The organism is Brevundimonas sp. 374 (genome assembly GCF_900102995.1).
Taxonomy (GTDB): Bacteria; Pseudomonadota; Alphaproteobacteria; order Caulobacterales; family Caulobacteraceae; genus Brevundimonas; species Brevundimonas vesicularis_C.
This window is the reverse complement of record NZ_FNKT01000002.1, coordinates 57801-82811: the sequence shown is the minus strand read 5'-3', so window position 1 is coordinate 82811 and position 25011 is coordinate 57801. Positions and strand designations below refer to the sequence as shown.

Here is a 25011-nt window from a genome sequence, read left to right as displayed (position 1 = left end):
CCCCTATCGCAACGTGCGGATCGAAACCTTGCCCTGCTTGTGATGCGGGATGACCACGGCGCGACCGTCGGCGTGCTGGATATTCAGATCGACAACGGCGCCGCCGACTTCCAGACCTGTGATCTTCAGACGATCCAGACCGGCGGGCAGGACGGGATCAGAGAGATCGACCGTCTCGGTCCAGGCGTCGATCGACAGGCCCAGGGTCGCCTGAAGCATCAGGAAGACCGATCCCGCCGCCCAGGCCTGAGGCAGGCAGGCGACCGGATAGGCGATGGGCGGTTCGCCCGGCTCACGCGGGAAGCCGCAGAACAGTTCGGGCAGCCGCAGGTGGAAGTGGGCGGCCGCAGCGTAGATCTCGGCCAGGATTTCCGCGACCGCATCGCGCTCGCCGTAAGCCGCCATGCCGGCGGCGGCCATGGCGGTGTCGTGCGGCCAGACCGAGCCGTTATGATAACTCATCGGATTGAAACGGGCCTGTCCGACCTCCAGCGTGCGGATGCCCCAGCCGGTGCGGAACTCGGCGGTCAGCAGGCGCTTGGTGACACGCCGCGCGCGTTCCAGCGACGGCAGGCCGGTAAACAGCAGGTGCCCGGCGTTGGAGGCGATGGCGCGACATTGCTGCCCGTCGCCGTCGAGGGCCACGGCGTAGAAGCCCTCGTCCTCCATCCAGAACTTTTCCTCGACCAGAGAGCGGACCTGTTCGGCGCGCATACGCCATTCGGTCGTGCGGTCGTCGTGCAGACGCTCACCTAGATCACCCAGCGCTTTCCAGGCGGCGAAGGCGTAGCCCTGGACCTCCAGAAGCGCGATCGGACCTTTGGGAAAGCGACCATCGGCGTGGAAGATGGAATCCTCGGAATCCTTCCAGCCCTGGTTGGACAGGCCGGTGTCGGCACCGCGCTGGTAGTCGATCAGGCCGTCATTGTTGCTGTCGCCATAGTCGCGCATCCAGTCGGCGGCCGCGATCAGATTGGGCCAGAGCTTGCGGATCAGATCCAGATCGCCGGTGCGGTTGGCGTAGGCTCCGGCCAGGGCCACGAACAGACAGGTGGTGTCGACCCCGCCGTAATAGAGGCCGAACGGCACCTCATGCAGGGCGCTCATCTCGCCGCCGCGCGTCTCGTGCATGATCTTGCCAGGCTGGCTGTCCCGGTAGAGCGAGGTCTCGGTCGCCTGACGCGAGGCCAGATAGGTCAGCACGCCCTTGGCCAGCGACGGGTCCAGCCACAGCATTTGCCAGGCCGAGATGATGCCGTCGCGGCCGAACGGCGTCGAGAACCACGGCGTGCCGGCATAGGGATAGGGGCCGGTCGGCAGGTCGGTCGTCAACAGCGCCATGTCGGCGCGCGACTGGTCCAGCCAGTCGTTGAAGCGCGGGCTGCGCGGGCCGCGCACCGAGGCGCCGCGCCGGCGTTTGGCGCGCATGGCCAGGCGGGCCTGGATGGCGTTCTGGCGCCAGCGATCGGCGTCCGGCGTCTCGCAGGCGTCCACGCCGCACTCGATGAACAGGTCCAGCGAGCGGCCCTTGGGCAGGCTGAACATGAACTCGGCGCGTTGATGCGTCAGGCGCGCGGGCGGTTCGGAAAAGGCGATGCAGCTGGATCGGTCCACGTCGTCCAGACCGGTGTAGCGGAAGGTGACGCGGCGACCGTCGGTGGTCGGCGTGTGGATCGTCCCGCGCTTGGCTCGAGGCGTGCCGCGCACCTGGAAGATATCGAAGAAGTCCGCACCGAAATCGAATGCCAGCGGCAGCAGGATGTCCTCCACCCCATGGTTGACCATGCGGATACGCTCGAACATCCGCCGGTTCCAAAGGAAACGCCGGCGCTCGATATGCAGCACGCCAGCCGGAGCCGACCGGCCGCCCATCGGGGGCAGGGGACGGTTGGTGGTGTGGCAGGAGAAGAAGACGTTGTCCTGGCTGACGCCGGACGACAGGCGCGACGGCTTCAGCAGGCCGACGGTCATGGCCCAGCGCGACAGGACGCGGGTGTCGCCCGCGAACAGGCCGTCGGCGCCGCCCTTCATGTCGCCCCATCCGTCGGCGACCAGGAAGGTATCGCCTTCCTTCAGCGCCATCAGCTGTTCGAGACCCGTGGCCTCGACCGATTCACCGGCGGTCAGTTGAGTGGAATAGGCGTCGTCCATGCGGTCTCTTCCCCGTCGTTGTGAGGCCTTGGCCGAACGTGTCGCACCCGAATGCGGCGCTCAGGGGCCGCTTGCAGACTTTAATGGGCAAGTCGCCGACGGGTTCAGGCGAACCTGTGCTTTTTCATCACTCAGCGACCCGAGAGACTTACTTGATCAGCCGTACGACGCCGATGGACCGCGCGATCTCACGAAAGGCGGCCTCTAGGGCTGCGCTGTCCTCGGCCAGGAAGGCGTGGTCGGAATCGGTCGCGCAGATCCTGAGCAGATTGCGTCCGTTTTGCGTCGGAACGTTCAGGCCTACTGTGAAAACCTCGATCTTGTTGGACTTGGCGTAGGTGCAGATCGAACCGAAATCGGCATCCGTCGCCGCCAGCTCATTGGCTTTGACCGTGGCGACGTGGGCGCCGTCCGACGAGCGGTAGCGCAGGGTGTTCACACCGTCGGTCATAAGCACCAGTATTTTGCGCGGCGTGCGGTTGGGGGGATCGTAGGCCCCGGCTTCCTGGAACGGCGCGGTGGGCGACAGCAGATTGATGCCCCAGATCAGGCCGGATGGAATGTGCGTCTCGGGCTTGTAGCCGCCGACATTGATGACGAGGTTCTTGATTGCGTTCAGGACGCTGGACTTGCTCTTGGACAAGGGACTGACCGCATTCAGGCAGCTCTGGCCCGTCGTCAAGAAACCCTTATAGGGCGTGGCCGGCGACTGGTCGTTCAGCCGCGTCGCGCCGACGTTGCGGGAATAGACGCAGCCGAACCACTTGTAGCTGACGTTGCAAGCATATGGCGGGACCGTGACCGTCTTGACCACCTGATCCTTATAGCAGGTGCCGGTCTCGCTGACGCCGTCGCGCACGGTGGTGCACGGGTAGGGGGTGCCGCCGCTGTAGGTCGTCTTGGTCGTGCAGGTGCGCTCCTGAACATAGTCGTCGGGCACGGAAATCCACGGGGCCTTGCGATTGGCAATCCCGACGTTGACGTAGTCCGCATAAGGCACGACGCCGATCGAGACCTCGTCGCTTTCGGTCGCCATCAACTCGTTGACCAGCAGACTGGCCGAGGTCTTCAGCGCATCGATCCGCTTGATCGACCGGCTGTCCTTTTCGCTCATGGACCAGGTGTTATCGAGCACCAGGACGGTCTCGATCTTTTGCGCCACGCCGCGCGTCGCCTCGGACAGGGCGTTGATGTCGAACTGTTTGACGCCGGCCAGACCCGCGAAGATGGGCTTGACCCCGCCCTTGAAAGTCACCCTGACGATTTTGCCATCGACGTATTGAGTGCTGGTCTTCCAGCCATCGATCAGTTGGCCAGTCTTAAGATTGGCCTCTAGATAGGGACCGCTGACCGCTTCCAGTTCCTTGACGGTCTGGGCTCGGGACGCCGCAGCCCCCAATGCTGCTGCATCAAGCGCCTCCTGCACCTGGTTCCTGACCGAGACATAGCGATTGATGTCGATGGCCAGGCCGACCATCAGTGTCAGGCCCATGGCGGACAGGGCGAAGAAGGTCGCGATGTTGCCCGCGGTATTCCGGCGCAGATGCGCCAGCCGCCGCTTCATCGCTCTCCATTGCATAGTCGTCGCCCCGATTTGGGACGACAGTAATGGATAAGCTTAACTTTTGGGTGAACGCCGTTACTAACTTAAGATTGCAACGATGTTCCGACTGAGTTGGTTTCAGGCGATGGCGGCGAAGCTGCGGTCTTCACGCGGACGCAGCGGGGTGACCACATCGTCCAGCGCAGTCTCCGCAAACGGACGGCGCGCCAGCAGGTCGCCGTAAACGTCCAGATAGCGCCGCGCCATGGCGGTGGCGGAGAAGCGCAGGTCAAAGCGCGCGCGCACGGCCTCGCGGTCCAGCAGATGGACGCGTCCGGCCGCAGCGATCGCCTGCTCCATCGTGTCGACCAGGAAGCCTGTGGCGCCGTCTTCGATGACCTCGGGCGTCGAGCCGCAGCGGAAGGCGATCACCGGGGTGCCGCAGGCCATGGCCTCTATCATCACCAGACCGAACGGCTCCGGCCAGTCGATGGGGAAGAGCAGGGCTTCGGCACCGCCGAGGAAGGCGGACTTCTGATGGTCGCCGATCTCGCCGATGAACTCGATCAGCGGATTGCCCTCAACCAATGGGCGGATCGTTTCTTCCCAATAGCGTTTGTCGGCGGCGTCCACCTTGGCGGCCATCTTCAGACGCTTGCCCAGTTTGGTGGCGATCTCGATGGCACGGTCGGGGCGTTTCTCGGGCGAGATGCGACCCAGGAAGGCTAGATAGCCCTCGGATTTCGGGGAGAAGATGTACTGTTCGCCCGGCATGCCGTGATGGACGGTGGCTTTCCAGTTGGCGAAATGCAGCGGCTTACGCTGATCGTCGGAGATGGAGACCAGGCCGAATTCGCTCCAGCGCGCGTAGACGCCGGGCAGGTCCTTCATATCCAGACGGCCGTGCAGAGTCGTCAGGGTCTTGTCCGCATATTTCTGGAACAGCGGGAAGTGGACCATGTCGGTGTGGAAGTGGATGACGTCAAACTCGTCGGCGCGGTCCAGAACTTCGCCCAGCATCGACAGGTGGGCGGCGAGATCGGACTTCAACGGCGCCGGATCCAGGCGGATGGCCTGATCGCGTACGGGCACTAGCCGCGCCTTGGTCTGGGCGTCAGCGCTGGCGAACAGCGTCACGTCGTGGCCCAGATCGACCAGGGCGTCGGTCAGATGCGCCACCACACGTTCCGTGCCGCCGTACAGCTTGGGAGGCACGGCCTCATACAGCGGGGTGATCTGCGCGATTTTCATGGTGATGTGCTCCGACACCGCATCTTGGCGGGCCGTTGGCATCAATGGTCTCGCAACTGCGAAGTTCCGCCGCAGCTGACTAATTTTTGCATAGGTTTCGCGGGGTTACAGCGACGCTGACCTGTAATGAGTGTGCGAAATCGTACGTTTCAGCGACGCATTGTCGGCTAAGTGATTGATGTGGCTTACGCGACGCGCGGTCGCAGCGGGCTTACATCGCGGCGCGAACTTCCGAGCGGAGGGCGTCGATGGATTTCAGCCCCTGGTCGGTCTTGAACCGCCAGTAGGTCCAGCCGTTGCAGGCCGGTGCGTTTTCCAGCAGCGCGCCCAGCTTGTGGATCGAGCCGCTGAGCGAGCCGTGAACCAGCGAACCGTCCGCACGAACACGCGCCTCGCGCTCACCCTTTGGGCAGTACAGGCGGTCGCCGGGTTGCAGCAGGCCGGCCTCGACCAGAGCGCCGAACGGCACCTTCGGCTCGGCGCGCTTGGAGCCTGTGACCATCAGGTCTTCGGGGCGGGCAGGGATGACCGAGGCGATGCGGGTTTCGGCGACCTCTGCATAGGTCTCGTCACGCTCGATGCCGATGTAGTGGCGGCCGAGGCGTTTTGCTGCCGCGCCGGTGGTGCCGGTGCCGAAGAAGGGATCCAGGATGACGTCGCCGGGCCGTGTCGCCGACAGCAGGACGCGGTGCAGCAGGGCTTCGGGCTTCTGGGTTGGATGAGCCTTCTTGCCGTCGGCGTCCTTGATCCGCTCCTCGCCTGTGCACAGGGCGAAGGTCCAGTCGGAGCGCATCTGTGTGTCTTCGTTGAAGGCCTTCAGCGCATCATAGTTGAAGGTGTAGCGCTTCTGATCCCGCGACTTGGCGGCCCAGATCAGGGTTTCATGGGCGTTGGTGAACCGGGTGCCCTTGAAGTTCGGCATCGGGTTGGACTTGCGCCAGATGATGTCGTTCAAAACCCAGAAGCCCAGGTCCTGGATCGCGGACCCCAGGCGGAAAACGTTGTGATAGCTGCCGATCACCCAGATCGAGCCCTCGGGCTTCAGGACCCGGCGGCATTCCGCCAGCCAGGCACGGGTGAAGGCGTCATAGTCGGCGAAGCTGGCGAACTTGTCCCAGTCGTCATCGACCGCATCGACCTTGGAATTGTCGGGACGCAGCAGGTCGCCGCCCAGCTGCAGATTATACGGCGGATCGGCGAAGACCATGTCCACCGAGGCGTCGGGCAGGCTCTTCAGCACCTCGATGCAGTCGCCACGATAAATGACGTCCTTGGCGAGGACAGGGGTCTTCAGATCGGACATGGAAACGCGGCCCCGCAACAGTGAGACCACTATGGTGAATCCTTGTGGTTAAGTTGGATTAAACGGCAGGGTCAGCCGGACGATTTTGCGATCCGACCGCGCCATCCACAGCCTTCTTGGGTCAGCGTGTTCCGGATTTGTTCCGTATGTGCTCTAACTGTCTGCGGCGGTCGGCGGCGTGATGGAGGATCAGATGAACGACGGAATCCTGGCCCATATGATGGCCGAACTGGATGCGGAGCTGGCGCGGGCGGAGCCGTCCTTGCCCGCCCATCCCGAACATACGCGCCAGACGGAGATCATGCGCGCCCTGGCCTTGGGGCTGGGCAATTTCGAGCGGATGCGGGCGCACGACGTGCATCTGCTCGCCGCCAGCCTGTCGCCGCGATCGGCCTGATCCGGCGTCAGGGCTTGCGCTTGAAGGTGTCGCCGATCTCAGCGGCGTCCGGGCCGTCTGGTCCCGCGCTTTGGCGCTCGGCCTGACCGACCGCCTTTGTGGCCTTCTCAGAGGTCAGGGCGTCCGGTTTGCCGGCCGGGTCGGCGCCGTTCTCTTCACGACCCTTGGTCTGTTCGCGGTCCATGGTGCTCTCCGTAGCTGGGACAGTAGCGCGATGGAGAGCGGCGCGTTCCGTCAGCCAGCCGTATTCACCTTCGCCACCACCGACATGCCCGGCGCCAGACGCTCGGCGGCGGGCTGGTTCGGGTCGATGCGGATGCGGACCGGGATGCGCTGGGCCACCTTGGTGAAGTTGCCGGTGGCGTTGTCGGGACGGATGACGCTGAACTCCGATCCGGCGGCGGGGGCGATGCGTTCGACATGGCCGCGCAGGGTCTGGCCGCCCAGGGCGTCGACGGTGATCTCGACCGGCTGGCCGACGCGGATGTTCTTCATCTGCGTCTCCTTCATATTGGCCGTGACCCAGACCACGTCCGGCACCAGACCCATCAGCTGGGTTCCCGCCGTCACATACTGGCCCTGACGCACGCCGATCTCGCCCAGGCGACCGGCGCGGGGCGCCACAATGCGGGTGTTGGCCAGATCGATCTGAGCCAGGCGCACGGCGGCCTGGGCGTTCTCGACGGCGGCGGCCAGGCTGTCGCGGCCGACGACGGCGGAGGTGACGCCGGTCTGGGCGATGCCTTCGGCGGCGCGGGCCTGGGCGACCTGGGCCTGGGCGCTGCGCAGGGCGGCTTCGGCGACGTCCACATTGGCCTGGGCGACCCAGCCGCCGGCCTTCAGGGTGCGGGCGCGGTTGGCGTCGGCCTGGGCCCGCGTCAGCGTCGCTTCGGCGGCGGCGATGGAGGCGCGCTGCTGGGCCACCGATCCGCGCGCCGACGCCTGGGTCTGGGTCGAGTTGGACAGGGCCGCCTGGGCCGAATGCAGGCTGGCCTCGGCCTGCTCCAGCCGCTGGCGATAGATGCGGTCGTCCACCTGGGCTAGCAACTGTCCCTGCTCGACGGTCTGGAAGTCCTGGACCGGCACCTGGACGACATAGCCGTTCACCTGCGGGCTGATGATCGTCACCTGGCCGCGCACATATGCGTTGTCCGTGCGCTGTATCGCGCCCCGGAAGGGCGGCAACTGCCAGGCGTACAGCACCATCAGGACGCCCAGCAGGGCGACACCGGCGGCGATGACGGTCCACATGACGTTCTTCTTCGGCGCAGGCGCAGGTGGAGCAGCGGCGGGCGCTTGCGGGGCGGCGGGGGCGGATGAGGCGGGGGCGGGCGGGGCGGCGTCGGTCATTGTGGGTCTCGGTTCAGTCGGCGGCGGCGACGGCGGCGCTCTGAACCGCAGCGTCTGCATTGTTGTTGTTCTTGGCGTCGCGGCGCGCCTTCCAGCGCGGCCGCAGGTGGGTGACGGTCACCCAGGCGGAGCCCAGGGCCGCGATCACGGCGATGACCAGAAAGACGTCGTTGTAGGCCAGCACATTGGCCTGCTGCGTCACCTGTCGGCCCAGCAGAACGGCGCCTTCGGCGTTCGCCAGCGCGGGATCCGTTATCGTCGAGGCATAGGCGCCCGACAGCTGGCGCAGCCGCAAGGCGACCTGCGGGTCCAGCGCCGAAATCCCGGCCGCCAGCTGGTTGGAATGGTATTTCTCGCGGAGGATCTGAAGCGTCCCGGTCAGCGCCGAACCCGCCAGACCGCCGACGTTCTGAAGCACGCTGAACATGACGATGAAGCTGATCAGGTTCTGCTTGCCCTGGGTCAGCACCTTGACGATGCCGATCATCAGCGCCGGGCCGATGAACATGGCCGAGGCGAAGGCGATCAGGGCCTGGCTGAAATACAGCTGCGCTGGGCGCGTCAGGACCGTCGAATGGCTGTCGATCCAGGCGCCGACCGCGATCAGCGCCAGGGCGATGGCGATCGGCTTGTTCAGCTTTTCCATATTCAGGGTGAAGGCGCTGACCAGGGTGCCTGCGATCATCGAAAGCAGGATGACGACGAACAGGCCGTGAAGCTGATCCGGTCCCAGGCCGACGACGGTCAGGAAGCCCACCGCGCCGGATGTCTGTTCCGACAGCACGATGCGGATCAGCAGGATCGCCCCGAACAGGCGCAGCAGGTCCGGCCCGGTCAGCCAGCGGGTGTTGATCAGCGGGTTCTTGCGATTGTGCTCGACCAGGAAGGCGGCGGTCAGCAGGATGACGGACCCGATCAGGGCCCAGCCGATCCAGGCGGCTTGCGTCCACCAGACGATGCGCCCCAGACCCAGGGCCGCGCACAGCAGGGCCACGCCTGGCGCAAACAGGGCGAAGGTCAGGAAGTCCAGCCGGTCGAATACGCGTAGCCGCTCGGACGGCGGCAGCTTGACCACCTGCACCGCGCCCCAGGCGACCAGGCACAGGCCTAGCTCGAACATGTAGAAGGCGCGCCAGTCGCCCAGCTGGAGCAGGCCGGGCATGACCAGGCGCGAAATCGGCACGGCGAAACTGGCCAGGCCGATGCCGATGATCAGACCTTTGAGCCTATGCGCCGCCGGGAAGGCCTGGATGATATAAAGAAAGCCCAGGCTGCTCAGCCCCGCGCCCGCCATGCCGGCGATGGCCCGGACCAGCAGGGTCGATTGATAGTTGTCGACGAACAGGTGGGCCGCGCAGACCAGCACGAAGGCGCCCAGGAAGATCTGGGTGAACAGGCGCAGGCCGTACTGCATCCGGAACTTGACCAGGATCAGATTCATGCAGGCGTTGGTCATGACGAAGACGACCGGCAGCCAGGCGGCCTCGGTGATCGTGATCCCCAGCGAGCCTTGCAGGTTCTGGATGTTGGCGGTGACGGCGGCGTTGCCGAGCGATCCGACCATGGCGACCAGCAGGCCGGTCAGGGCGTACTGGATTCGCATCGGCCAGGAGTGATCGGGCGTGGCGGGCGAGCCGGGCATCATCGGCCGCTCGTGCGGCTTCAGCGTCTCGACATACTGTTCCCAGGGCAGGTGCCAGTTGTTGCGGGCCATCAGCGCGGCTCCCTGCGCGGTCTCAGCCCGTCGAGCACAAGCGCGCGGGTGCGCAACGACACGGCCTGGCGCTCGGCTTCGTCCGCGCCCTGAAAACCGGCGCCCAGCAGGGTGGCGATCAGACGGATGTCCATCGGCCGCAGATCCTCCCTCACCAGGCCGGCGGCCTGGGCCCGCTCCAGCGGTGCGGCCCCCGCCTCCATCAAGCTCTGCCGCAAGGGGGTAAGCGCATCTGGCGACCGCACGTTCCGCACGACGCCGGCCAGTCCCGCATTGCGCACCATGTCCTCGGCCAGCTGGTCCAGAAACCAGAAGAAGGCCTGCGGATCATCGCCCTGATCGGCGGTGCGCCGACCCAGGTCCGCGACGTCGGCCTCCAGCACCGCCAGAGCCAGTTCCGTGCGGTCTGAGAAGTGCCGATAAAGGGTGCCGCGCCCCACCCTAGCCCGCTCAGCGATCAGATCCAGGGGCGCATCCAGCCCCTGGTCGGCGAAGACCGCGCGCGCGGCCTCCAGCACCGCCGCCCGGTTCAGAGCGGCGTCCTTGCGGACAGGTTTTTCAGCAGGGCGCGTCATGGTGAGGCGCGTAAATGGACACGACTGTCCGTTTTACAAGGGGCGGCTAGAGCGTTTTTTCCAGCACCACGAAATCCAGCTCGGGCCGGGGCGGATCGACGGGGAAGGAGCGGGTTTCGCCGGTCGGGGCGTAACCGCGTCGTTCGTACCAGGCGATTAGTTCGGCCCGTCGGTGGATGACGGTCATCTCCATGCGACGGGCGCCGAAACGCGCGACCGCTTCGCTTTCGGCGGCCGCGAGCAGACGACGGCCGAGGCTGGACGCCTGCAAGGTCGGCTCGACCGTCAGCATGCCGAGATAGGCCAGGTCGTCGCCGGCGCGGGCGACCTGGACGCAGCCGATCAGCGTGCCGTCGCGATGGGCCAGCAGGATGACCCGGTCGGGATCGCCGATCAGCGACGCCAGTTCCGCCGCGCTGGTGCGATCATCGAACAGCATGTCCGCCTCGTGCGTCCAGCCGGCCTTGGCGGTGTCGCCGCGATAGGCCCGCTCGATCAGCGGATGCAGAGCAGCGACGTCGTCGGGCGTCGCCACGCGGACGGCGATCTCCGTCACCGGCTGACGCCCAGCTCCGCCAGCAGATGATCCATCCCATAGACGTCGCGCAGGGCCACGGTGACGGCCTGGGTGGTGACGATCACGCTGCGGTTGGTGTTGCGGTCGTAGCCATAGGCGTTGCGCTGGGTCAGGACGGTCGAATCGAAGTTGGCCCCGATGATCTCGCCTCGGGCGTTGACTGCTGGCGAGCCGGACGAACCGCCGATGGTGTCGGTCGAGACGGCCATGTCCATCACCGCGTTCGGATCGATCCGGTCCTTGGCGGCCATCAGCTTGGGCGCGACCTTAAACGGCTCGGCGCCGGTGGCGCGGTCCCACAGCCCGGCGAAGGTGGTGAAGGCAGAAAATCGCTGGCCCGGCACGTCTGAGCCTTCGACCTTGCCATAGGTCAGACGCAGGGTGCCGGTGGCGTCGGGATAGACGGCGTCGCCGTAGGCGGCGAAGCGGGCGGCCGCCAGCTGTTCCGACGCGCGGTCGGTCGGCGCCTTGACCTTATTCTCCCATTCCGTGCGGACGGCGCGGGCGTCCGCGTCTATCGACAGCACATACTGGATCATCGGATCGTCCGACGCCTGAACCGCCGCCAGACCGCCGGTCCACAGGGCGCGACGCACGGCCGGATCGGCCAGTCTGGTCCCGGCGACGAGGCGGGCCGACAGACCCTCAGGGCTTTCCTTGCCCAGCAGGGTGCGGACATGGGGGCTGTCGACCGTCAGCCATTCGCGCGTCTTGGACAGCCACCATTCCAGCCGGATTTGCTCCAGCTCGGGATAGGTCGGCCGCTCGGCGAACAGGGCGGATTCGACGCCCGGCAGGCGGCTGTCAGCGAACTCGGCCAGACGCTGGTCCGACGGCTTGGCCCGCTCCTGCGCGCCGCGCATGATGGCCTTGGCCCACTGGAACAGCTGCGATCCGCCGGCAACGGAGGTGGTGCCCAGACCCGTGCCGCCTTCCAGCAGGGCGGTCGGCGCATAGAGTTCGCGCGCAATGGGCTGGACCGCTTCCAGCGCACCCCACGGATCGGGACCATTGCCGTTGGCGGCGGCGTAGCGTTGCATGAAGTCGACCTCGGCCGCCGCCTTGGCCTGGATGAACTGGGCGTCGGTCAGGGCGCGCATCCGGCCCAGGCCGCGCTTGTAGGTGTTCTCCACGCCCACGATCGGGTCCATGGCGATGAAGGCCTGGTCCTCGCCCTCTTCAGAATAGCGGATCAGACGGCCGCGCAGCTCCGAGGCGATCAGCTGATCCAGCGGCAGGACCACGTCGCGGATCGTGGCCAGCTGGTCCATCGTGAGAAGGCGCTGGGTCGCGCCGGGATTGCCGGTGATGAAGACGGCCTCGCCCTCGGTCGGCTTGTCGGCGTTCCAGGCGAAGTGGATCGGCGTCTCGACCGGCTTGCCGTCTTCGTACAGGCGGATGAAGGCGGCATCGATGGCGAAGCGGGGGAAGGAGAAGTTGTCCAGGTCGCCGCCGAAGGTCGCGGCGCGGTCTTCCGGCGCCCAGGCCAGGCGCACATCGCTGTATTTGCGGTATTTGTAGAGTTTGAACTGACCGCCCCGGTACAGGCTGACGACCTGGCAGCGGATCTTGGAATCGTTTCCGCAGGCTTCGGTCTCGATCCGCCCGGCCTCGGCCTCGCGCGCCTGGGTGAAGGCCTGGCCCTCAAGCCCTTCGCCGGCCTTGTGCATCCGCTCGGTGACGTCGGAGATGTCGGTCAGGATCTCGGCCGTGGCGCCGGGGCATTTGCGTTCTTCCTCGCGTGTCTTGGGCGTAAAGCCCGTCTCGCCGTACTGCTGCTGCGGCGTGGACAGGTTGGCCACGCAGGTGGCGACGCAGTGGTTGTTGGTCATGACCAGGCCCTGGCCCGACACCACGCCCGCCGAACAGCCGCCGAACTTCACCGACGACAGCCGCACCCGATCCAGGAAGGCCTGATCGATATTCGTGCCCAGCGTCTGGTTGGCGCGGGCGATGGGGAAATTGTCGTAAGTCCACATGCCTTCCTCGGCGCTGGCCGAGGTGGCGGCGGCGAACGCGAGAACGGCGGCGGAGGCGAGGAGAAGAGGGCGCATGTGCGGTGTCCTTTAAGTCTCCTCCCCGCATTGCGGGGAGGTGGCGCGGCGCTTCTTCAGCGTCGTGACGGAGGGGCTCTTGCTTTACAGGCGATCGTGCGGTGGTGAAGAGCCCCTCCACCGCTTCGCGGTCCGCCTCCCCGCGCGGCGGGGAGGAGACTTCTTCGTTGTCTTCTAGCGACGCACGCCCAGTTCGCGCAGCAGGCGCGGCTGGTTGTAGACGTTGCGCAGGGCCTCGGTGATGGCGGCGGTCGAGACCGTCACCGTGCGGTTCAGCTCGGGGTCGTAACCGAAGCTGCCGCCCAGCGAGTGGATGTTGCCGTCGAAGGCGGCGCCGATGACTTCGCCCTTGGCGTTGATCACGGGCGAGCCCGAGTTGCCGCCGATGATGTCGTTGGTCGAGACGAAGTCATAGACGGTCGACTTGTTGACCTTGCCCTCGGCCGCCAGCCAGTCCTCGGCCGCGTTGAAGGGTTCGGCGCCGGTGTTGCGCTCATAAAGGCCGCCGATCTGGGTGAAGGGTTCGACCGTCACGCCGCGATAGGTCCAGCCCTTCACCTGGCCATAGGACAGGCGCAGGCTGAAGGTCGCGTCGGGGTAAAGGTTGGTCCCGTAAACCGCGAACCGGGCCTGGGCGATCTTTTCGCCGGCGCGGCTGGTCGGACCGGACACGGCCGATTCCCACTGGGTGCGGACGGCTTGAGCCGCATCGTCATTGGCCAGGACGAACTGGATCAGCGGGTCGCCCGAGGCGGCCAGTTGTTCCGGCGTCATGGCCAGGGCCTGGGCGCGGAAGGCGGGATCGGCCAGGCGCGTGCCGTCGACCAGACGCTCCGCGATCTGCTCGGGGCTTTCCTTGCCCAGCAGCGCCTTCACGTTCGCGTTGTCGACCGTCAGATATTCGCGGGTCTTGGACAGCCAGAAATCGAGATAGATCTTCTCCAGGTCGTTCGAGATCGGCGTCTCGGTCGCCAGGCGACGGCCCAGCGAGGCGATGTCGGCGTCCGAATAGCCGGCGCGGCGTTCAGCGACGGGCTTGGCGCGTTCCTTGGAGGCGCGGACGATGGCCTTGGCGTAGCTGTACAGCGACGAGCGCTGACCGGCCGCCGATTCCAGCTGGCGATAGGGCAGATACAGGTCGCGCTGGGCGGTCGAGGCGCGCTCCAGATCGGCCCACGGATCGCCGATGCGTTGAGCCAGGGCCGGGTCGGCGGCGACGCGCTGGCGCAGCTCCTGCTCTTCACGGCGCTTGGTGGCCATGAAGGCCGGATCGGTCAGGGCGCCCTGCTGGCCGTAGTTGACCTTGAAACCGTTCTCAAGGCCGAAGATCGGATCGACCGAGACGCGCTTGGCCTCTTCGCCGGTGGTCGAATATTCCAGCAGGCGACCGCGCAGTTCCGAGGTCTGGATCAGGCTGATGGGCAGTTGCTGGTCACGCAGGGTTTCCAGCTGGGCCACGGTCAGCAGGCGCTGGGTCGAGCCGGGGTTGCCGGCGACGAAGGTGACATCGCCTTCCTTGGGCGCATTGGCGTTCCAGGTCAGGTGGTTGGGCGTCGCGACCGGCTTGCCGTCCTCGTAGATGCGCAGGAAGCCGGCATCCAGGGCGTAGCGCGGGAAGTTGAAGTTGTCCGGGTCGCCGCCGAAGAAGGCCGCCTGGAACTCGGGCGCGAAGACCAGGCGCACGTCGTCATACTTGCGGAACTTGTAGAGCTTGTACTGGCCGCCGCGGTAGAAGCTGATGACCTGGCAGGTCAGCTTCTGATCGTCGCCGCAGGTCTCCTTCTGGATCTTGTCGATCTCGGCGGCGCGGGCTTGAACGAAGGCGGCGCCCTCAAGACCGGCGCCGGCGCCGGTCACGCGGTCGGTGACGTCGACGATGTCGGTCAGGATCTCGGCCGTTTGGCCGGGGCACTTCTTCTCTTCCTCGCGGGTGGCGGGCATCCAGCCGTTCTTGACGTAGTCGTTCTGGGCCGTGGACAGGTCTTGAACGCACGACACGACGCAGTGGTGGTTGGTCAGCACCAGGCCTTCGTTCGACACCAGCGAGGCCGAGCAGCCCTGCAGGCGGACGGCGGCGTTGCGCACGCGGTCAAGCCACGCCTGATCGATGTTGGTGTCGTACTTCTCGTTCACCGTGGCGATGGGGAAGTTGTCGAAGGTCCACATGCCTTCGTCGGCGCGCGCGGAGGTCGCGGGCGCGGACAGGACGGCGGTGGCGGCGCCGAGCGCGGCCAGCGAGGCGGTGAGACGAAGCGAGGGCAAGGACATGAAGGCGTGGTTCCCAGAGCGTGGGACGGCCTGTCCCATCTGTTATGTTGTAACTAGCGCCGACGAAGGGTGGGCGCCAAGAGGCTGTAACGCCCTTAATCCCCTGATTTCGAACCCGCAATGACAAGGGTTCACAAGCCTTACCCCGATTTAACTTGGCGGTGAGGGGGCGCACGGTCAGATAGGCGCAAGTACCGGGGGTTTATCGACGACAATGTCGCTTGCGCTATCAACACTGCTGTTCGAGTGGCGTCGCTATATGGCGGCGGTCATGGCCCTGGCCCTGTCGGGGCTTCTGGTCCTGGCGATGACCGGCGTCTTCATCGGCATCGGCAAGGGATTCACCGCGACGATCGAACGGTCGAACGCCGACATCTTCATCATGCAGCCCGGCGCCAAGAGCCTGATCGGCGGACCGTCGGGCGTGCCGCGCCGGTTCATTCCGCTGGCCTACAATCACCCCGAGGTAGTCGAGGTCATGCCGCTGGACGGCGCCGGCGGGACCTTCCAGAACATCAAGAACGTCGATCCGACCAAGAGCCAGGCGGACAATGCGTCGCAGGGCGCGCCGCGTCAGAAGTTCGTCCAGGCCAGCATCATCGACACCCGTCCTGGCTCGGTGACCATCCCGACCGACTATTCTCAGGAACTGGTCGATGCGTTGCGCCAACCCTACACCGTGGCGGTCGATGAGACGGCCCTGACGACCCTGGGCGTGAAGCTGGGCGACAAGGCTCTGTACAACGGCCAGACCGTCACCGTCGTCGGCGTGACGCGCGGCTATCCCAACATGATGCAGCCGGGCGTGGTCATGTCGCGCGACACCCTGCGGATGCTGGGCCAGGCCGACACGGGTCCGCGCGTCGGTCCGTTGATGGTCAAGCTGCGTGATCCGGCCCGCGCGCCCATCGTGGTGGCCCAGCTGAACGCCATGGGCGCCGGTCAGTGGAAGGCGTGGACCAAGCAGCAACTGGCCGACGCCAACGCCGGCGCCATGTTCGAGGAAGGCATCCTGGTCATCATCATCGGCGGCTGCGTCGTGCTGGGGATCATCATCGGCGTGGCCATCACCTGGCAGACCCTGCGCGGCGCCATCATGGCCAACATCAAGGAGTTCGCCTCTCTGCGGGCCCTGGGCGTCAGCATGGGGTCGTTGCGTCGGATCGTGGTCGAGCTGAGCTTCTGGGTCGGCGTCGTAGGCGTCATCGCGGCCATTGTCCTGACCTGGCTGGTGTCGCTGCTGGCGATGATGGGGGCGGTGATCATCGCCCTGCCGTTGTCGCTACTGATCATCGTCGGCATCGGCCTGATCGCCATCGCCATGGTGTCCGGCCTGCTGTCGCTGGGCATCCTCAAGAACAGCCAACCGGCGGACCTGCTGCGATGAACGTTCATACAAAGGTTCACGGCAAGCACGGCGACTTCGCCATCGAGGCCAAAAGCCTGGTCAAGCGGTTCAAGTCCGGCAAGGCCTGGGTGGATGTGCTGAAAGGCGTCGATTTCGATGCGCGGCATGGCGACCTGACCATGGTCATGGGCCCCTCCGGCTCGGGCAAGTCCACCCTGATCGCAGCCCTGTCGGGTCTGCTGAAGCCCGAAGAGGGCCGGGTGGACGCGTTGGACGTCGACGATCTGTGGAAGCTGTCCTCGGGCCGCATCGACAAGTTCCGCCTGGATAACTGCGGCTTCATCTTCCAGGGCTTCAACCTGTTTCCCGCGCTGACGGCGCTTCAGCAGGTCGAGACGGTGCTGAAGTTTCAGGGGCTGACTGCGGGCCAGGCCAAGAAGCGAGCCACCATCGCCCTTGAAGAGGTGGGCCTTGGCCACCGTCTGCACCAGCGGCCGGCGGCTTTGTCGGGCGGTGAAAAGCAGCGCGTCGCCATCGCCCGCGCCCTGGCCAAGGACCCGAAGATCCTGTTCGCCGACGAACCGACCTCGGCCCTGGATGGCGAAAACGGCCAAGTGGTCATCAAGCTGCTGCGCCGCGCCGCCACCGAACACGGCGCCGCCGTCATCTGCGTGACCCACGATCCACGCCTGGAGGCCTGGGCCGACCGGGTCATCCACATCGAGGACGGCAAGATCCTGGACGACCAGCGCCGCATCCCCGATCCGAACGCCATCCTGGCGTCCCACTAACTGACACGACGATTTCCCTTAGGACGACACGCCAATGCCCGGCTTTCTGAAGAAAAAACGCACCTGGATCGGCCTGCTGCTGGTGATCGTGCTGGCGGTCGGCTTCATGCTGTTCCAGTCCGCCGCCAAGACCAAGAAGGCCGAGCAGGAGAAGGCGGCGGCGACCAAGGTCGACAGCCCCTATGCGGCTATCGCCAACGGCAAGGTCGACGTCGAGGGCGGCATCATCCAGATCGCGGCCCGTCGCGGCGGCATCGTGCGTGACGTTCTGGTTCAGGAAGGCGATCGCGTCGTCGCCGGTCAGATCCTGGCCCGTCAGGAAGACGACGAGGCGCGTCTGGCGGTGCAGGCTGCGGCCGCCGCCGTCAGCCAGGCCGAAAGCCAACTGGCCCAGATCCGCGTGGACATCCGCACCGCCCAGCGCGAGCAGGAGCGCCTGCAACGCTTGGTCGCCACCAACTTCGTCGCCGCCCAGCGCATGGACCAGGCCCAGGACGCCATCGCCACCGCCCAGGCGCGTCTGGGGTCGCAGGTCGCCGCCGTCCAGACCGCGCGCGCCCAGCTGGATCAGGCCCGCTACAATCAGGAACTGACGGTCATCCGCGCGCCGACCAACGGCCGGATCGTGCGCCGCTACGCCAACCCCGGCGCCGGCGCCTCGACCTTGAACGTCTCCAACATGTTCGATCTGGAACCCGACGCGCCGCGCATCGTCCGCGCCGAGGTGGTCGAGAGCGACCTGCCGAACCTGACCGACGGCCAGGCCGTCGAGATCAGCCCCGAGGGCGACGCCAGCAAGGTCTATATCGGCGCGGTCATGCGTCGGGCCGCCGTGTTCGGCGCGCGCAAACTGGCTTCTGACGACCCCTCGCAGCGCAGCGACGAGCGGGTGGTGGAAGTGGTCGCCTCGGCCGGCGATGCGCCCCTGCTGATCGGACAGCGGGTGCTGGTCAAGTTCATGAAGCCGGGCGAGACCGCCGGGGCCAAACGCGCGGTCGCCGCCGGCGTCGGGCCCAGCGAGGCGATGAAGACGAAATAAGACGTCGGATCAGCGGCCGGTGAAATCGCCGGGCCGCTTTTCCAGCACGGCGGCGACGCCTTCCTGATGGTCCTCGGTTAGGTGGGCCAGCGCCTGCATCGCCGCCGACATCTCCAGCATCTGGTCGAAGGTCGTGTCGCGGCCCTGGCGCAGCAGGGTCTTGGCCATACGCAGGGCCTGGGGCGGCTGGGCCGCAACCTGGGCGGCCGCAGCCAGGGCTTCGTCCATCAGGCTGTCGTGCGCGACCACGCGATTGACCAGCCCCCATTCGGCCGCCGTCGCGGCGTCGATGGAGCGGGCCGTGAACAGCAGTTCAGCGGCGCGGGCGTAGCCGATGTTGCGTGGCAGCAGCCAGGAGCCGCCGTCGCCGGGAATGATGCCCAGCTTCAGAAAGGGCACGCCGAAGCTGGCGCGCTCAGACGCGATGCGGATGTCCCCGAGCCCCGCGATGTCGCAGCCCAGGCCCATCGCCGGCCCGTTGACGGCGGCGATCAGCGGAACCTCGAGCCCATACAGGGACCGCACGATCCGGTGGACGACGCGGCGATAGCGTTCGCGGATGGCGGCGCCTGAGCCCTCGAACAGGTCGCGCCCGTCCCGCATCGCCGTCAGATCGCCGCCGGCCGAGAACGCCCGCCCGGCGCCGGTCAGGACCACGCAGCGGATCGAGGGATCAGCATTGACCCGCTCGCACGCCGCCGCGACCTCGTCGCCGTCGCCCAGATCGGGCAGGGCGTTCAGCCGCGCCTCGCGATCCAGCATCCAGATCAGGATCGCGCCCCGCTTCTCTTCGGTGATCAGGCCCATGCATCGTCTCCGTCTTCGCGCCCGTCATCGACCGCGAACGCCGCGTCAGGCAAGCCCGGAATTGCAAAAGCCCCGGCGAGACCGGGGCTTCTTCAGGCTGAGGGCCGAGCGGGCTGTCAGCGTTTCTTGATCGTATAGGGTACGAAGTTGGACGGATGGCTGACCACCCGGCCCGAGTTCGACGGCATATGCCGACTGTTGACCAGCATCCCGCCCCAAAGGGCGAAGGACATCATGGCGTGTTGGAGGTTACGCTCCTTATCGTTCATCTTGGCGTCTCCTTTCGCAGAACGATGAAAAGAGACGCGTCGTACCAATGGGATTCCACCGTCAGTCGTTTCGCGTCATCAGCCGATATAAGACAGTTTCGTGAATTTGCAACTTTATTCGTCAGGAGTCGGAGTGATTTTCGCCGCTGTGTCACAATGAGCGCGACGACCCCGAGCCGGCCCGGACCGCCCAAGGCCATCGCTACGCCGTGCGTCATGGTGTGCGCGGTCGATGGCGAGAGCGGCCTTTGCCTCGGCTGTTTTCGCACCCTGAAGGAAATCGCCGGCTGGCGGGCGCTGAGCGACGCCGAGCGCGCGGCGATCATGGCCGACCTGCCGTCGCGCCGTAGTCAGGTCGATCCGGCCAAGCTGGGCTAGCGCGGTTCGCGGCTTAAGCTTTCGTCAGCCACGTCGTTTCACCCCATCAAAACGCCGCGCCTTTAAGACAGAGGCATGGTTCGCATCGATACCCAGTCTGTCGTGGTCCTCGGCTTCGCGCTCATGGCGTCGTTCGGCACGGCGCTGACGATCCGCCATCTGGAAGGCGACGGCATGGCCCAGGCGGCGACGCCCGCGGTCGAGACGGCGGTGGGCGCCTCCGGAACCGACGCCCAGGTGGTCAAGGGCGCGGACGGCCACTACTGGGCCGAGGCCAATATCGACGGCAAGGCGGTGCGGGTGTTGGTGGATACGGGCGCCAGCGTGGTCGCTCTGACGCGCGCCGACGCCCTGAGGCTGGGCGTCGAACCCGAACCCGAAGCCTTCACAGGCAAGGTTCAGACCGCATCAGGCGTCGTGCGCGCCGCGCCGGTTCAGCTGAAGACGATCTCGGTCGCGGGCGCGCGTGTGGACCGGGTCGAGGCCCTGGTGGTGGAGCAGGGGCTGGAATACTCCCTGCTGGGCATGAGCTATCTCGGCCGGCTTTCCGCCTTTTCCGCCACGCCGGCCGGGCTGACGCTGCGACCTTAAAGATCGCGCATCTGACGACGGGCTTCGCTGAAATACTGCCAGCCGGTCCACAGGGTGATGATGGCGGCGAACCAGATCAGGAAGATGGCGAAGGATTCGAACGCCGGCTGCCAGGCCAGCGGCGATCCGTCGTCGTTCTGCAGGCCCAGGGCGCCCCACAGCAAGGTCAGCTGAAGCGCAGCGAGCGCCACCATTTGCACCGTGGTCTTCCACTTGGCGGCCAGAGTGACCGGCAGTTCGATGCGGCCGGCCATCGTCTCGCGCAGGGCGGAGACGGCGAACTCGCGGAACAGGATCAGGCCGCAGGGCAGGGCGATGCCGGGCAGGGATCCCGAGGCCAGGACGCCCAGGATGGCCCCGGTCACCAACACCTTGTCGGCGATGGGATCCAGAATGGCGCCCCAGCGCGTGGTCGCGTTCCAGCGGCGAGCGAGGTAGCCGTCGACCCAGTCGGTCGAGGCGGCGATGACGAAGATCCAGAAGGCCCAAACGCTGAACCGCCCTTGGGTCTCCGGCGACAGCCAGGCCTCTAGCGCGCCCGGCGCCGCCCCGGCCATCATGGCAAACATCACCACCCCGGCCGCCAGGCGCAGTCCGGTCAGGATGTTGGGGATGGGGTTGGCGCGGTGGGCGGAGGTCATCGTCATGTCCGTTGCAACGCGCGGGGTGTGGCACGGTTCGCCGCTCAATCCAACGGTTCGAACCGGGGCTTGTCGGTCAGGGCCGTCAGCGCGCCCTCGGCGATGCCGAAGTGCAGGCCGCTGAGCTGAAGTTCGCCCTTGGCTTCGCGCTCGGCGATCCAGGGGAAGGTGCGCAGGTTCCGGATCGACAGCCGCACGATGGCTTCTTCGGCCGCGCGCTCCAGTTGGTCGGGGGCGACGGTCTCGGCGACGTGCTGGACGACGGGCGCGCCTTGGGCGATCCAAGGGGCGACGAAGTCGGCGACGATTTCAGGGGCGCCGTTGATCATGGCGTTGACCCCGCCGCAGTGGGCGTGGCCCATGACCACGATCCGCTTGACGCCCAGCACCTTGACCCCAAACTCCAGCGCCGCCGACACGCCGTGCAGCTTGCCGTCCGGCTCATAGGGCGGGACCAGATTGGCGACGTTACGCACGACGAACAGTTCGCCCGGCTTGGCGTCGAAGATCAGGGCCGGATCGGCGCGACTGTCGGAACAGGCCACGATCAGGGTGTGCGGCTTCTGGCCCTTGGTCGCCAGGGTCTCGTATTCGGCGCGGGCCGTCGGCCAGTGCTCGGCGCGGAAGCGGCGATAGCCTGCGGTCAGTTCGTCTTCGATGTCGCTCATGGTCGGTGTCTTAGCTCCGGCTCAGCTTTTACGGAAGAAGGCGTGGATGCGTACGGCTAGGGGCTGGTTGATGCCGTCGACCTTGACCAAATCGGCCAGGGAGGCGCGGCTGACGCCCTTGGCCGAGCCGAAGGCGTGCAGCAGGGCCTTCTTGCGGCCGGGGCCGACGCCTTCGATCTCGTCCAGCGGGTTCTTCTTGATGTCCATCGAGCGGCGCTTGGCGTGGGCGCCGTTGGCGAAGCGGTGGGCCTCGTCGCGCAGCCGCTGCAGGTAGTAGAGGGCCGGCGACTTCAGCGGCAGCATGAAGGGCGCCTTGCCGGGCATGAAGAACTTCTCCATGCCCGCGTCGCGATCGGGCCCCTTGGCCACGCCGACGACGGTGATGTCATCCAGCCCGCCCAGGTCGGCCATGACCGCCAGCACCTCGGCCAACTGTCCCGCACCGCCGTCGATCAGCAGCAGGTCGGGGCGGACGACGTCTTCGCCCTCTTCCTCATCCTTGACTAGGCGGGCGAAGCGGCGGCGCATCACCTCGCGCATCATGCCGTAGTCGTCGCCGGGCGTCAGATCCTCGCCCCGGATGTTGAACTTGCGATACTGGGATTTCTGGAAGCCTTCGGGGCCGGCGACGACCATGCCGCCGACCGCGTTCGTCCCTTGAATGTGGGCGTTGTCATAGATCTCGATACGCTCGGGCCGGCTCTCCAGTCCGAAGGCCTCACACACCTCGTCAAGGATCTTGCCCTGCGCCGAGCTTTCGGCCAGGCGGCGGCCCAGAGCCTCGCGCGCATTGGTCAGGGCGTGGTCGACCAGCGCCAGCTTCTCGCCGCGCATCGGGCGGACGATCTCGACCTTGCGATCCGCCTTCATCGAAAAGGCCTCTTCCAGCAGCTCCAGCTCGTGCGGGCGCACGTTGGACAGGATCAGGCGCGGGATCGGCTTGTCCTCGTAGAACTGGCCCAGGAAGGCGGCCAAAATCTCAGGATCGGTGTCGGTCTTGTCCACGCGCGGGAAATAGGCGCGGCCGCCCCAGTTCTGGCCGGCGCGATAGAAGAAGACCTGGACGCAGGCCTGGCCGCCGTCGGAATGCAGGGCGAAGACGTCGCCTTCGGCCACGCTATCGGCGCTGACCGAGTTCTCCATGGCAATGGCCGACAGGGCGCGGATGCGGTCGCGGACGCGGGCGGCCTGTTCGAAGTCCATCTCGTCCGACGCCGCCTGCATCTCCTTGGACAGGCGGCCGATGACGGCGCGGGACTTGCCGCGCAGGAACTGTTCGGCCTCGGTGACCAGTTCGCCGTAGTCCTCGAGGCTGATCAGGCCGGTGCAGGGGGCCGAGCAACGCTTGATCTGGTGCAGCATGCAGGGGCGGGTGCGGGTCTCATAGACGCTGTCGGAACAGGAGCGCAGCAGGAAGGCCTTCTGCAGGGTGTTCAGCGTGCGATTGACTGCCCAGGTCGAGGCGAAGGGACCGAAATAGTCGCCGGGCGTGGTGTGGGCCCCGCGATGCTTCCTGACTTGGGGCGCGCGGTGGTCGCGGCGGATCATCAGTTCGGCGAAGGACTTGTCGTCGCGCAGCACCACGTTGAAGCGGGGCTTCAGCTTCTTGATGAAGTTGGATTCCAGCAGCAGGGCTTCGGTCTCGGTGGCGGTGACCACCAACTGCATCGACCGGGTCTGCGACACCATCAGGCCGATGCGCTGGGTGTGAAAACGCCCCTGCGCATACTGGATGATGCGCTTCTTCAGCGACTTGGCCTTGCCGACGTACAGGCACGAGCCGTCCTCGCCGTACATGCGATAGACGCCCGGCTTGTCCGGCGCCCGGCGCGCCTCGTCGGCGATCAGGGCGGCGGCTTTCAGTTGGGAATCAGGCGTCTCCTCGGTCATCGCGCCCGATATAGGGTCAAGAGCGCCGGACCAGAAGGACGCCGGCCAGAACAAGCCCTACCCCGGCGATGCGGCCGATGTTCAGCGGCTGGCGCGGCACCCCCAGCGCCCCGAAATGATCCAGCGCCAGGCTGAGCAACAGCTGGCCGCCGACCATCAGGGTGATGGTCATGGCCACGCCCAGGCGCGGCACGCCCCAGGCGGCGGCGACCACGAAACAGGCGCCGTAGGCCCCGCCCAGCCAAGCGTACCAGGGCAGGGCGCGCGTCGCGGCCATGTCCGGCCGGGTGTGCAGGATCGCCGCCAATATCCCCAGGACCGTCGTGCCGACCGCGAAGGAGATGAAGGCGGCGTTGACCGGCGAGGCCACGGAGGTCGCCAGCTTGGCGTTGGTCGGGGCCTGAAGCGCGGTGGCGCCGCCGGCCAGGATGACGACGAGGATGGCGAGCAGGGACGGGTTCATGGCCCTTGGCTAGCATGGCGCTCGCCGATTGTTACCCCCGGATGAAGCGGGCGGCGCGTTCCCCTTCCGGATCGCCGGCGACCCCGAAGTCGCGCTTGATGGTCATGTGGCTGTCGTCCGGCGCGGCGATGACCTCGGCGCGTCCCCCGACCTGGATCAGGGCCTCAGCCAGGCCGCGGCTCTGGGCTGTCGAATCCTGGCGGCGGGCGACGTGGAAGATGAGGAAGGGCGGATAGGCCACGCCGGCGCGGATAAGCAGAGTAGGCGACAAGGCGGCGGCCTGATCCCCGAACGCCTGATCGTAGGTCCGGCCTAGCCACTGATCGACCGGGCCGGTCCCGCGCGCGGCTGTGGCGTCATAGCCGGCCCCGTCCAGCAGGATCACCCCCGCCAGATCCGAGGGCTTCGCCCCAACTGCGTCGAGGTATTCGGGATCGATTCCGACCAGCGCGGCCAGATGGGCCCCGGCCGAATGGCCCAGCAGATAGACCGGCCGTCCGGGCAGGCGGCGCTTCAGATCAGCGACAGCGGCAGCAACATCCAGAGCCGACTCGCGCGCGCTGACGGCGGGAGCCAGCCGATAGCTGGTCGAGGCCAGAGTAAAGCCGTGGCGCTGAGCATAATCAGGCAGGGCGGCGACATTGGTCCGTTCGCCCCGTGACCAGCCGCCGCCGTGGACGAACATCAGGATCGGTCCCGCCCCTCTGTCCGCATAGAGATCATAGGCCTGAAGCGGGTCGGGACCGAAGGTGAAGGTATGGGCGGGCGCGACAACCGGGCCGGTGGGCGCCTGTCGACGATCGCTGCGGGTCTGGGCGAGGGCGTGAGCGGGGAGGGTGGCGCTGACGGCCAGGCCGATAAGGGCCAGGCGACGCGAGAGAGGCATGGTGCGATCCTTCCGAACAGGCTTGACCGTTCTGCAACGGAGCGAGGGGCGATTTCC

General features: G+C 66.6%; 24 protein-coding genes. 6 read left to right on the top strand and 18 right to left on the bottom strand.

What is annotated here, in order from left to right; translation table 11 throughout:
* Positions 1-3 precede the first annotated feature (3 nt).
* From BLR19_RS07795 to BLR19_RS07780, 4 genes are all read right to left on the bottom strand, one after another.
* Positions 4-2151 (bottom strand): amylo-alpha-1,6-glucosidase, encoded by a 2148-nt coding sequence (locus tag BLR19_RS07795; protein WP_091749380.1) that lies wholly within the window; start codon positions 2149-2151, stop codon positions 4-6.
* Positions 2152-2299: 148 nt separating this feature from the next.
* On the bottom strand, positions 2300-3715 hold the full coding sequence (locus BLR19_RS07790; RefSeq protein WP_176758306.1) for a VWA domain-containing protein: 1416 nt from the start codon (positions 3713-3715) through the stop codon (positions 2300-2302).
* A gap of 117 nt (positions 3716-3832) precedes the next feature.
* Positions 3833-4945 (bottom strand): glycosyltransferase family 4 protein, encoded by a 1113-nt coding sequence (locus BLR19_RS07785; RefSeq protein ID WP_091750376.1) that lies wholly within the window; start codon positions 4943-4945, stop codon positions 3833-3835.
* Between the two features lie 211 nt (positions 4946-5156).
* Entirely contained in the window at positions 5157-6248 is a 1092-nt protein-coding gene (locus BLR19_RS07780) for a site-specific DNA-methyltransferase (protein WP_091749373.1), read from the bottom strand.
* Positions 6249-6441: 193 nt separating this feature from the next.
* On the opposite strand from BLR19_RS07780, the gene BLR19_RS07775 reads away from it, so the two are divergent.
* Positions 6442-6645, top strand: coding sequence for a hypothetical protein (locus BLR19_RS07775; RefSeq protein WP_228763748.1), 204 nt, complete (start codon positions 6442-6444; stop codon positions 6643-6645).
* A gap of 7 nt (positions 6646-6652) precedes the next feature.
* Here BLR19_RS07775 and BLR19_RS14820 read toward each other — a convergent pair whose 3' ends face one another.
* From BLR19_RS14820 to BLR19_RS07745, 7 genes are all read right to left on the bottom strand, one after another.
* The gene (locus BLR19_RS14820) at positions 6653-6829 is read right to left on the bottom strand and encodes a hypothetical protein (protein WP_174085204.1); all 177 of its coding nucleotides are present in this window, start codon (positions 6827-6829) and stop codon (positions 6653-6655) included.
* Positions 6830-6879: 50 nt separating this feature from the next.
* Positions 6880-7995 (bottom strand): HlyD family secretion protein, encoded by a 1116-nt coding sequence (locus BLR19_RS07770; RefSeq protein ID WP_091749370.1) that lies wholly within the window; start codon positions 7993-7995, stop codon positions 6880-6882.
* A 13-nt stretch (positions 7996-8008) separates the two neighbouring features.
* A complete protein-coding gene (locus BLR19_RS07765; RefSeq protein ID WP_055805792.1) occupies positions 8009-9709 on the bottom strand; it encodes an MFS transporter in 1701 nt (566 codons plus the stop codon).
* Positions 9709-10284 carry a TetR/AcrR family transcriptional regulator gene (locus BLR19_RS07760; protein WP_091749367.1) on the bottom strand — a complete coding sequence of 192 codons (576 nt, stop codon included), beginning with the start codon at positions 10282-10284 and terminating at the stop codon, positions 9709-9711. Before BLR19_RS07760 ends, BLR19_RS07765 begins: the two co-directional genes overlap by 1 nt.
* A gap of 46 nt (positions 10285-10330) precedes the next feature.
* A complete protein-coding gene (locus BLR19_RS07755) occupies positions 10331-10840 on the bottom strand; it encodes a GNAT family N-acetyltransferase (RefSeq protein WP_091749364.1) in 510 nt (169 codons plus the stop codon).
* Complete coding sequence (locus BLR19_RS07750; protein ID WP_091749361.1) at positions 10837-12915, bottom strand: S46 family peptidase; 2079 nt, start codon at positions 12913-12915, stop codon at positions 10837-10839. Before BLR19_RS07750 ends, BLR19_RS07755 begins: the two co-directional genes overlap by 4 nt.
* Positions 12916-13089: 174 nt before the next feature.
* A complete protein-coding gene (locus tag BLR19_RS07745; protein ID WP_091750373.1) occupies positions 13090-15183 on the bottom strand; it encodes a S46 family peptidase in 2094 nt (697 codons plus the stop codon).
* A gap of 214 nt (positions 15184-15397) precedes the next feature.
* Between BLR19_RS07745 and BLR19_RS07740 the strand changes: the two genes are divergently transcribed.
* Genes BLR19_RS07740 through BLR19_RS07730 form a run of 3 tightly spaced genes read left to right on the top strand, consistent with a single transcriptional unit; the run spans position 15398 to position 18361 of the window.
* Positions 15398-16570 (top strand): ABC transporter permease, encoded by a 1173-nt coding sequence (locus BLR19_RS07740; protein ID WP_055805778.1) that lies wholly within the window; start codon positions 15398-15400, stop codon positions 16568-16570.
* Positions 16567-17322 carry an ABC transporter ATP-binding protein gene (locus BLR19_RS07735; RefSeq protein WP_055805773.1) on the top strand — a complete coding sequence of 252 codons (756 nt, stop codon included), beginning with the start codon at positions 16567-16569 and terminating at the stop codon, positions 17320-17322. The genes BLR19_RS07740 and BLR19_RS07735 overlap by 4 nt, the downstream gene beginning before the upstream one ends.
* Before the next feature lie 34 nt (positions 17323-17356).
* Positions 17357-18361 carry an HlyD family secretion protein gene (locus BLR19_RS07730; RefSeq protein ID WP_039248126.1) on the top strand — a complete coding sequence of 335 codons (1005 nt, stop codon included), beginning with the start codon at positions 17357-17359 and terminating at the stop codon, positions 18359-18361.
* Positions 18362-18370: 9 nt separating this feature from the next.
* On the opposite strand, the gene BLR19_RS07725 is transcribed toward BLR19_RS07730, so the two are convergent.
* Together BLR19_RS07725 and BLR19_RS14815 are read right to left on the bottom strand one after the other, a co-directional pair.
* Positions 18371-19168 carry a crotonase/enoyl-CoA hydratase family protein gene (locus BLR19_RS07725; RefSeq protein WP_091749358.1) on the bottom strand — a complete coding sequence of 266 codons (798 nt, stop codon included), beginning with the start codon at positions 19166-19168 and terminating at the stop codon, positions 18371-18373.
* Between the two features lie 116 nt (positions 19169-19284).
* On the bottom strand, positions 19285-19437 hold the full coding sequence (locus BLR19_RS14815) for a hypothetical protein (protein ID WP_017505113.1): 153 nt from the start codon (positions 19435-19437) through the stop codon (positions 19285-19287).
* Between the two features lie 156 nt (positions 19438-19593).
* On the opposite strand from BLR19_RS14815, the gene BLR19_RS07720 reads away from it, so the two are divergent.
* Both BLR19_RS07720 and BLR19_RS07715 read left to right on the top strand, forming a co-directional pair.
* Entirely contained in the window at positions 19594-19815 is a 222-nt protein-coding gene (locus BLR19_RS07720) for a DUF1289 domain-containing protein (protein ID WP_091749355.1), read from the top strand.
* A gap of 75 nt (positions 19816-19890) precedes the next feature.
* Positions 19891-20406, top strand: a complete 516-nt coding sequence (locus BLR19_RS07715) for a retropepsin-like aspartic protease family protein (RefSeq protein WP_091749352.1) — start codon at positions 19891-19893, stop codon at positions 20404-20406.
* On the opposite strand, the gene pgsA is transcribed toward BLR19_RS07715, so the two are convergent.
* The 5 genes from pgsA to BLR19_RS07690 are packed head-to-tail and all read right to left on the bottom strand — an operon-like array spanning position 20403 to position 24954.
* Positions 20403-21047 carry a CDP-diacylglycerol--glycerol-3-phosphate 3-phosphatidyltransferase gene (pgsA, locus tag BLR19_RS07710; RefSeq protein ID WP_026108402.1) on the bottom strand — a complete coding sequence of 215 codons (645 nt, stop codon included), beginning with the start codon at positions 21045-21047 and terminating at the stop codon, positions 20403-20405. The two genes, BLR19_RS07715 and pgsA, sit on opposite strands and share 4 nt — an antisense overlap.
* Before the next feature lie 44 nt (positions 21048-21091).
* Positions 21092-21715 (bottom strand): carbonic anhydrase, encoded by a 624-nt coding sequence (locus BLR19_RS07705; RefSeq protein ID WP_055753092.1) that lies wholly within the window; start codon positions 21713-21715, stop codon positions 21092-21094.
* Between the two features lie 21 nt (positions 21716-21736).
* Positions 21737-23605 carry an excinuclease ABC subunit UvrC gene (gene uvrC / locus BLR19_RS07700; RefSeq protein WP_091749349.1) on the bottom strand — a complete coding sequence of 623 codons (1869 nt, stop codon included), beginning with the start codon at positions 23603-23605 and terminating at the stop codon, positions 21737-21739.
* A gap of 16 nt (positions 23606-23621) precedes the next feature.
* Positions 23622-24068, bottom strand: coding sequence for a DMT family transporter (locus BLR19_RS07695; RefSeq protein WP_091749346.1), 447 nt, complete (start codon positions 24066-24068; stop codon positions 23622-23624).
* Positions 24069-24099: 31 nt separating this feature from the next.
* A complete protein-coding gene (locus BLR19_RS07690) occupies positions 24100-24954 on the bottom strand; it encodes an alpha/beta hydrolase (protein ID WP_091749343.1) in 855 nt (284 codons plus the stop codon).
* Between the last annotated feature and the right edge of the window lie 57 nt (positions 24955-25011).

Bases quoted from the DNA above. Each gene is read 5' to 3' on its own strand.
- BLR19_RS07790 (WP_176758306.1), bottom strand. From the start codon at position 3,715: ATGAAGCGGCGGCTGGCGCATCTGCGCCGGAATACCGCGGGCAACATC.
- BLR19_RS07740 (WP_055805778.1), top strand. From the start codon at position 15,398: ATGTCGCTTGCGCTATCAACACTGCTGTTCGAGTGGCGTCGCTATATG.
- BLR19_RS07720 (WP_091749355.1), top strand. From the start codon at position 19,594: ATGAGCGCGACGACCCCGAGCCGGCCCGGACCGCCCAAGGCCATCGCT.
- BLR19_RS07695 (WP_091749346.1), bottom strand. From the start codon at position 24,068: ATGAACCCGTCCCTGCTCGCCATCCTCGTCGTCATCCTGGCCGGCGGC.
- BLR19_RS07735 (WP_055805773.1), top strand. From the start codon at position 16,567: ATGAACGTTCATACAAAGGTTCACGGCAAGCACGGCGACTTCGCCATC.
- BLR19_RS07715 (WP_091749352.1), top strand. From the start codon at position 19,891: ATGGTTCGCATCGATACCCAGTCTGTCGTGGTCCTCGGCTTCGCGCTC.
- BLR19_RS14820 (WP_174085204.1), bottom strand. From the start codon at position 6,829: ATGGACCGCGAACAGACCAAGGGTCGTGAAGAGAACGGCGCCGACCCG.
- BLR19_RS07745 (WP_091750373.1), bottom strand. From the start codon at position 15,183: ATGTCCTTGCCCTCGCTTCGTCTCACCGCCTCGCTGGCCGCGCTCGGC.
- BLR19_RS07780 (WP_091749373.1), bottom strand. From the start codon at position 6,248: ATGTCCGATCTGAAGACCCCTGTCCTCGCCAAGGACGTCATTTATCGT.
- BLR19_RS07770 (WP_091749370.1), bottom strand. From the start codon at position 7,995: ATGACCGACGCCGCCCCGCCCGCCCCCGCCTCATCCGCCCCCGCCGCC.
- BLR19_RS07725 (WP_091749358.1), bottom strand. From the start codon at position 19,168: ATGGGCCTGATCACCGAAGAGAAGCGGGGCGCGATCCTGATCTGGATG.
- BLR19_RS07730 (WP_039248126.1), top strand. From the start codon at position 17,357: ATGCCCGGCTTTCTGAAGAAAAAACGCACCTGGATCGGCCTGCTGCTG.
- BLR19_RS07775 (WP_228763748.1), top strand. From the start codon at position 6,442: ATGAACGACGGAATCCTGGCCCATATGATGGCCGAACTGGATGCGGAG.
- BLR19_RS07750 (WP_091749361.1), bottom strand. From the start codon at position 12,915: ATGCGCCCTCTTCTCCTCGCCTCCGCCGCCGTTCTCGCGTTCGCCGCC.
- pgsA (WP_026108402.1), bottom strand. From the start codon at position 21,047: ATGACCTCCGCCCACCGCGCCAACCCCATCCCCAACATCCTGACCGGA.
- BLR19_RS14815 (WP_017505113.1), bottom strand. From the start codon at position 19,437: ATGAACGATAAGGAGCGTAACCTCCAACACGCCATGATGTCCTTCGCC.
- BLR19_RS07760 (WP_091749367.1), bottom strand. From the start codon at position 10,284: ATGACGCGCCCTGCTGAAAAACCTGTCCGCAAGGACGCCGCTCTGAAC.
- uvrC (WP_091749349.1), bottom strand. From the start codon at position 23,605: ATGACCGAGGAGACGCCTGATTCCCAACTGAAAGCCGCCGCCCTGATC.
- BLR19_RS07690 (WP_091749343.1), bottom strand. From the start codon at position 24,954: ATGCCTCTCTCGCGTCGCCTGGCCCTTATCGGCCTGGCCGTCAGCGCC.
- BLR19_RS07765 (WP_055805792.1), bottom strand. From the start codon at position 9,709: ATGGCCCGCAACAACTGGCACCTGCCCTGGGAACAGTATGTCGAGACG.
- BLR19_RS07785 (WP_091750376.1), bottom strand. From the start codon at position 4,945: ATGAAAATCGCGCAGATCACCCCGCTGTATGAGGCCGTGCCTCCCAAG.
- BLR19_RS07705 (WP_055753092.1), bottom strand. From the start codon at position 21,715: ATGAGCGACATCGAAGACGAACTGACCGCAGGCTATCGCCGCTTCCGC.
- BLR19_RS07795 (WP_091749380.1), bottom strand. From the start codon at position 2,151: ATGGACGACGCCTATTCCACTCAACTGACCGCCGGTGAATCGGTCGAG.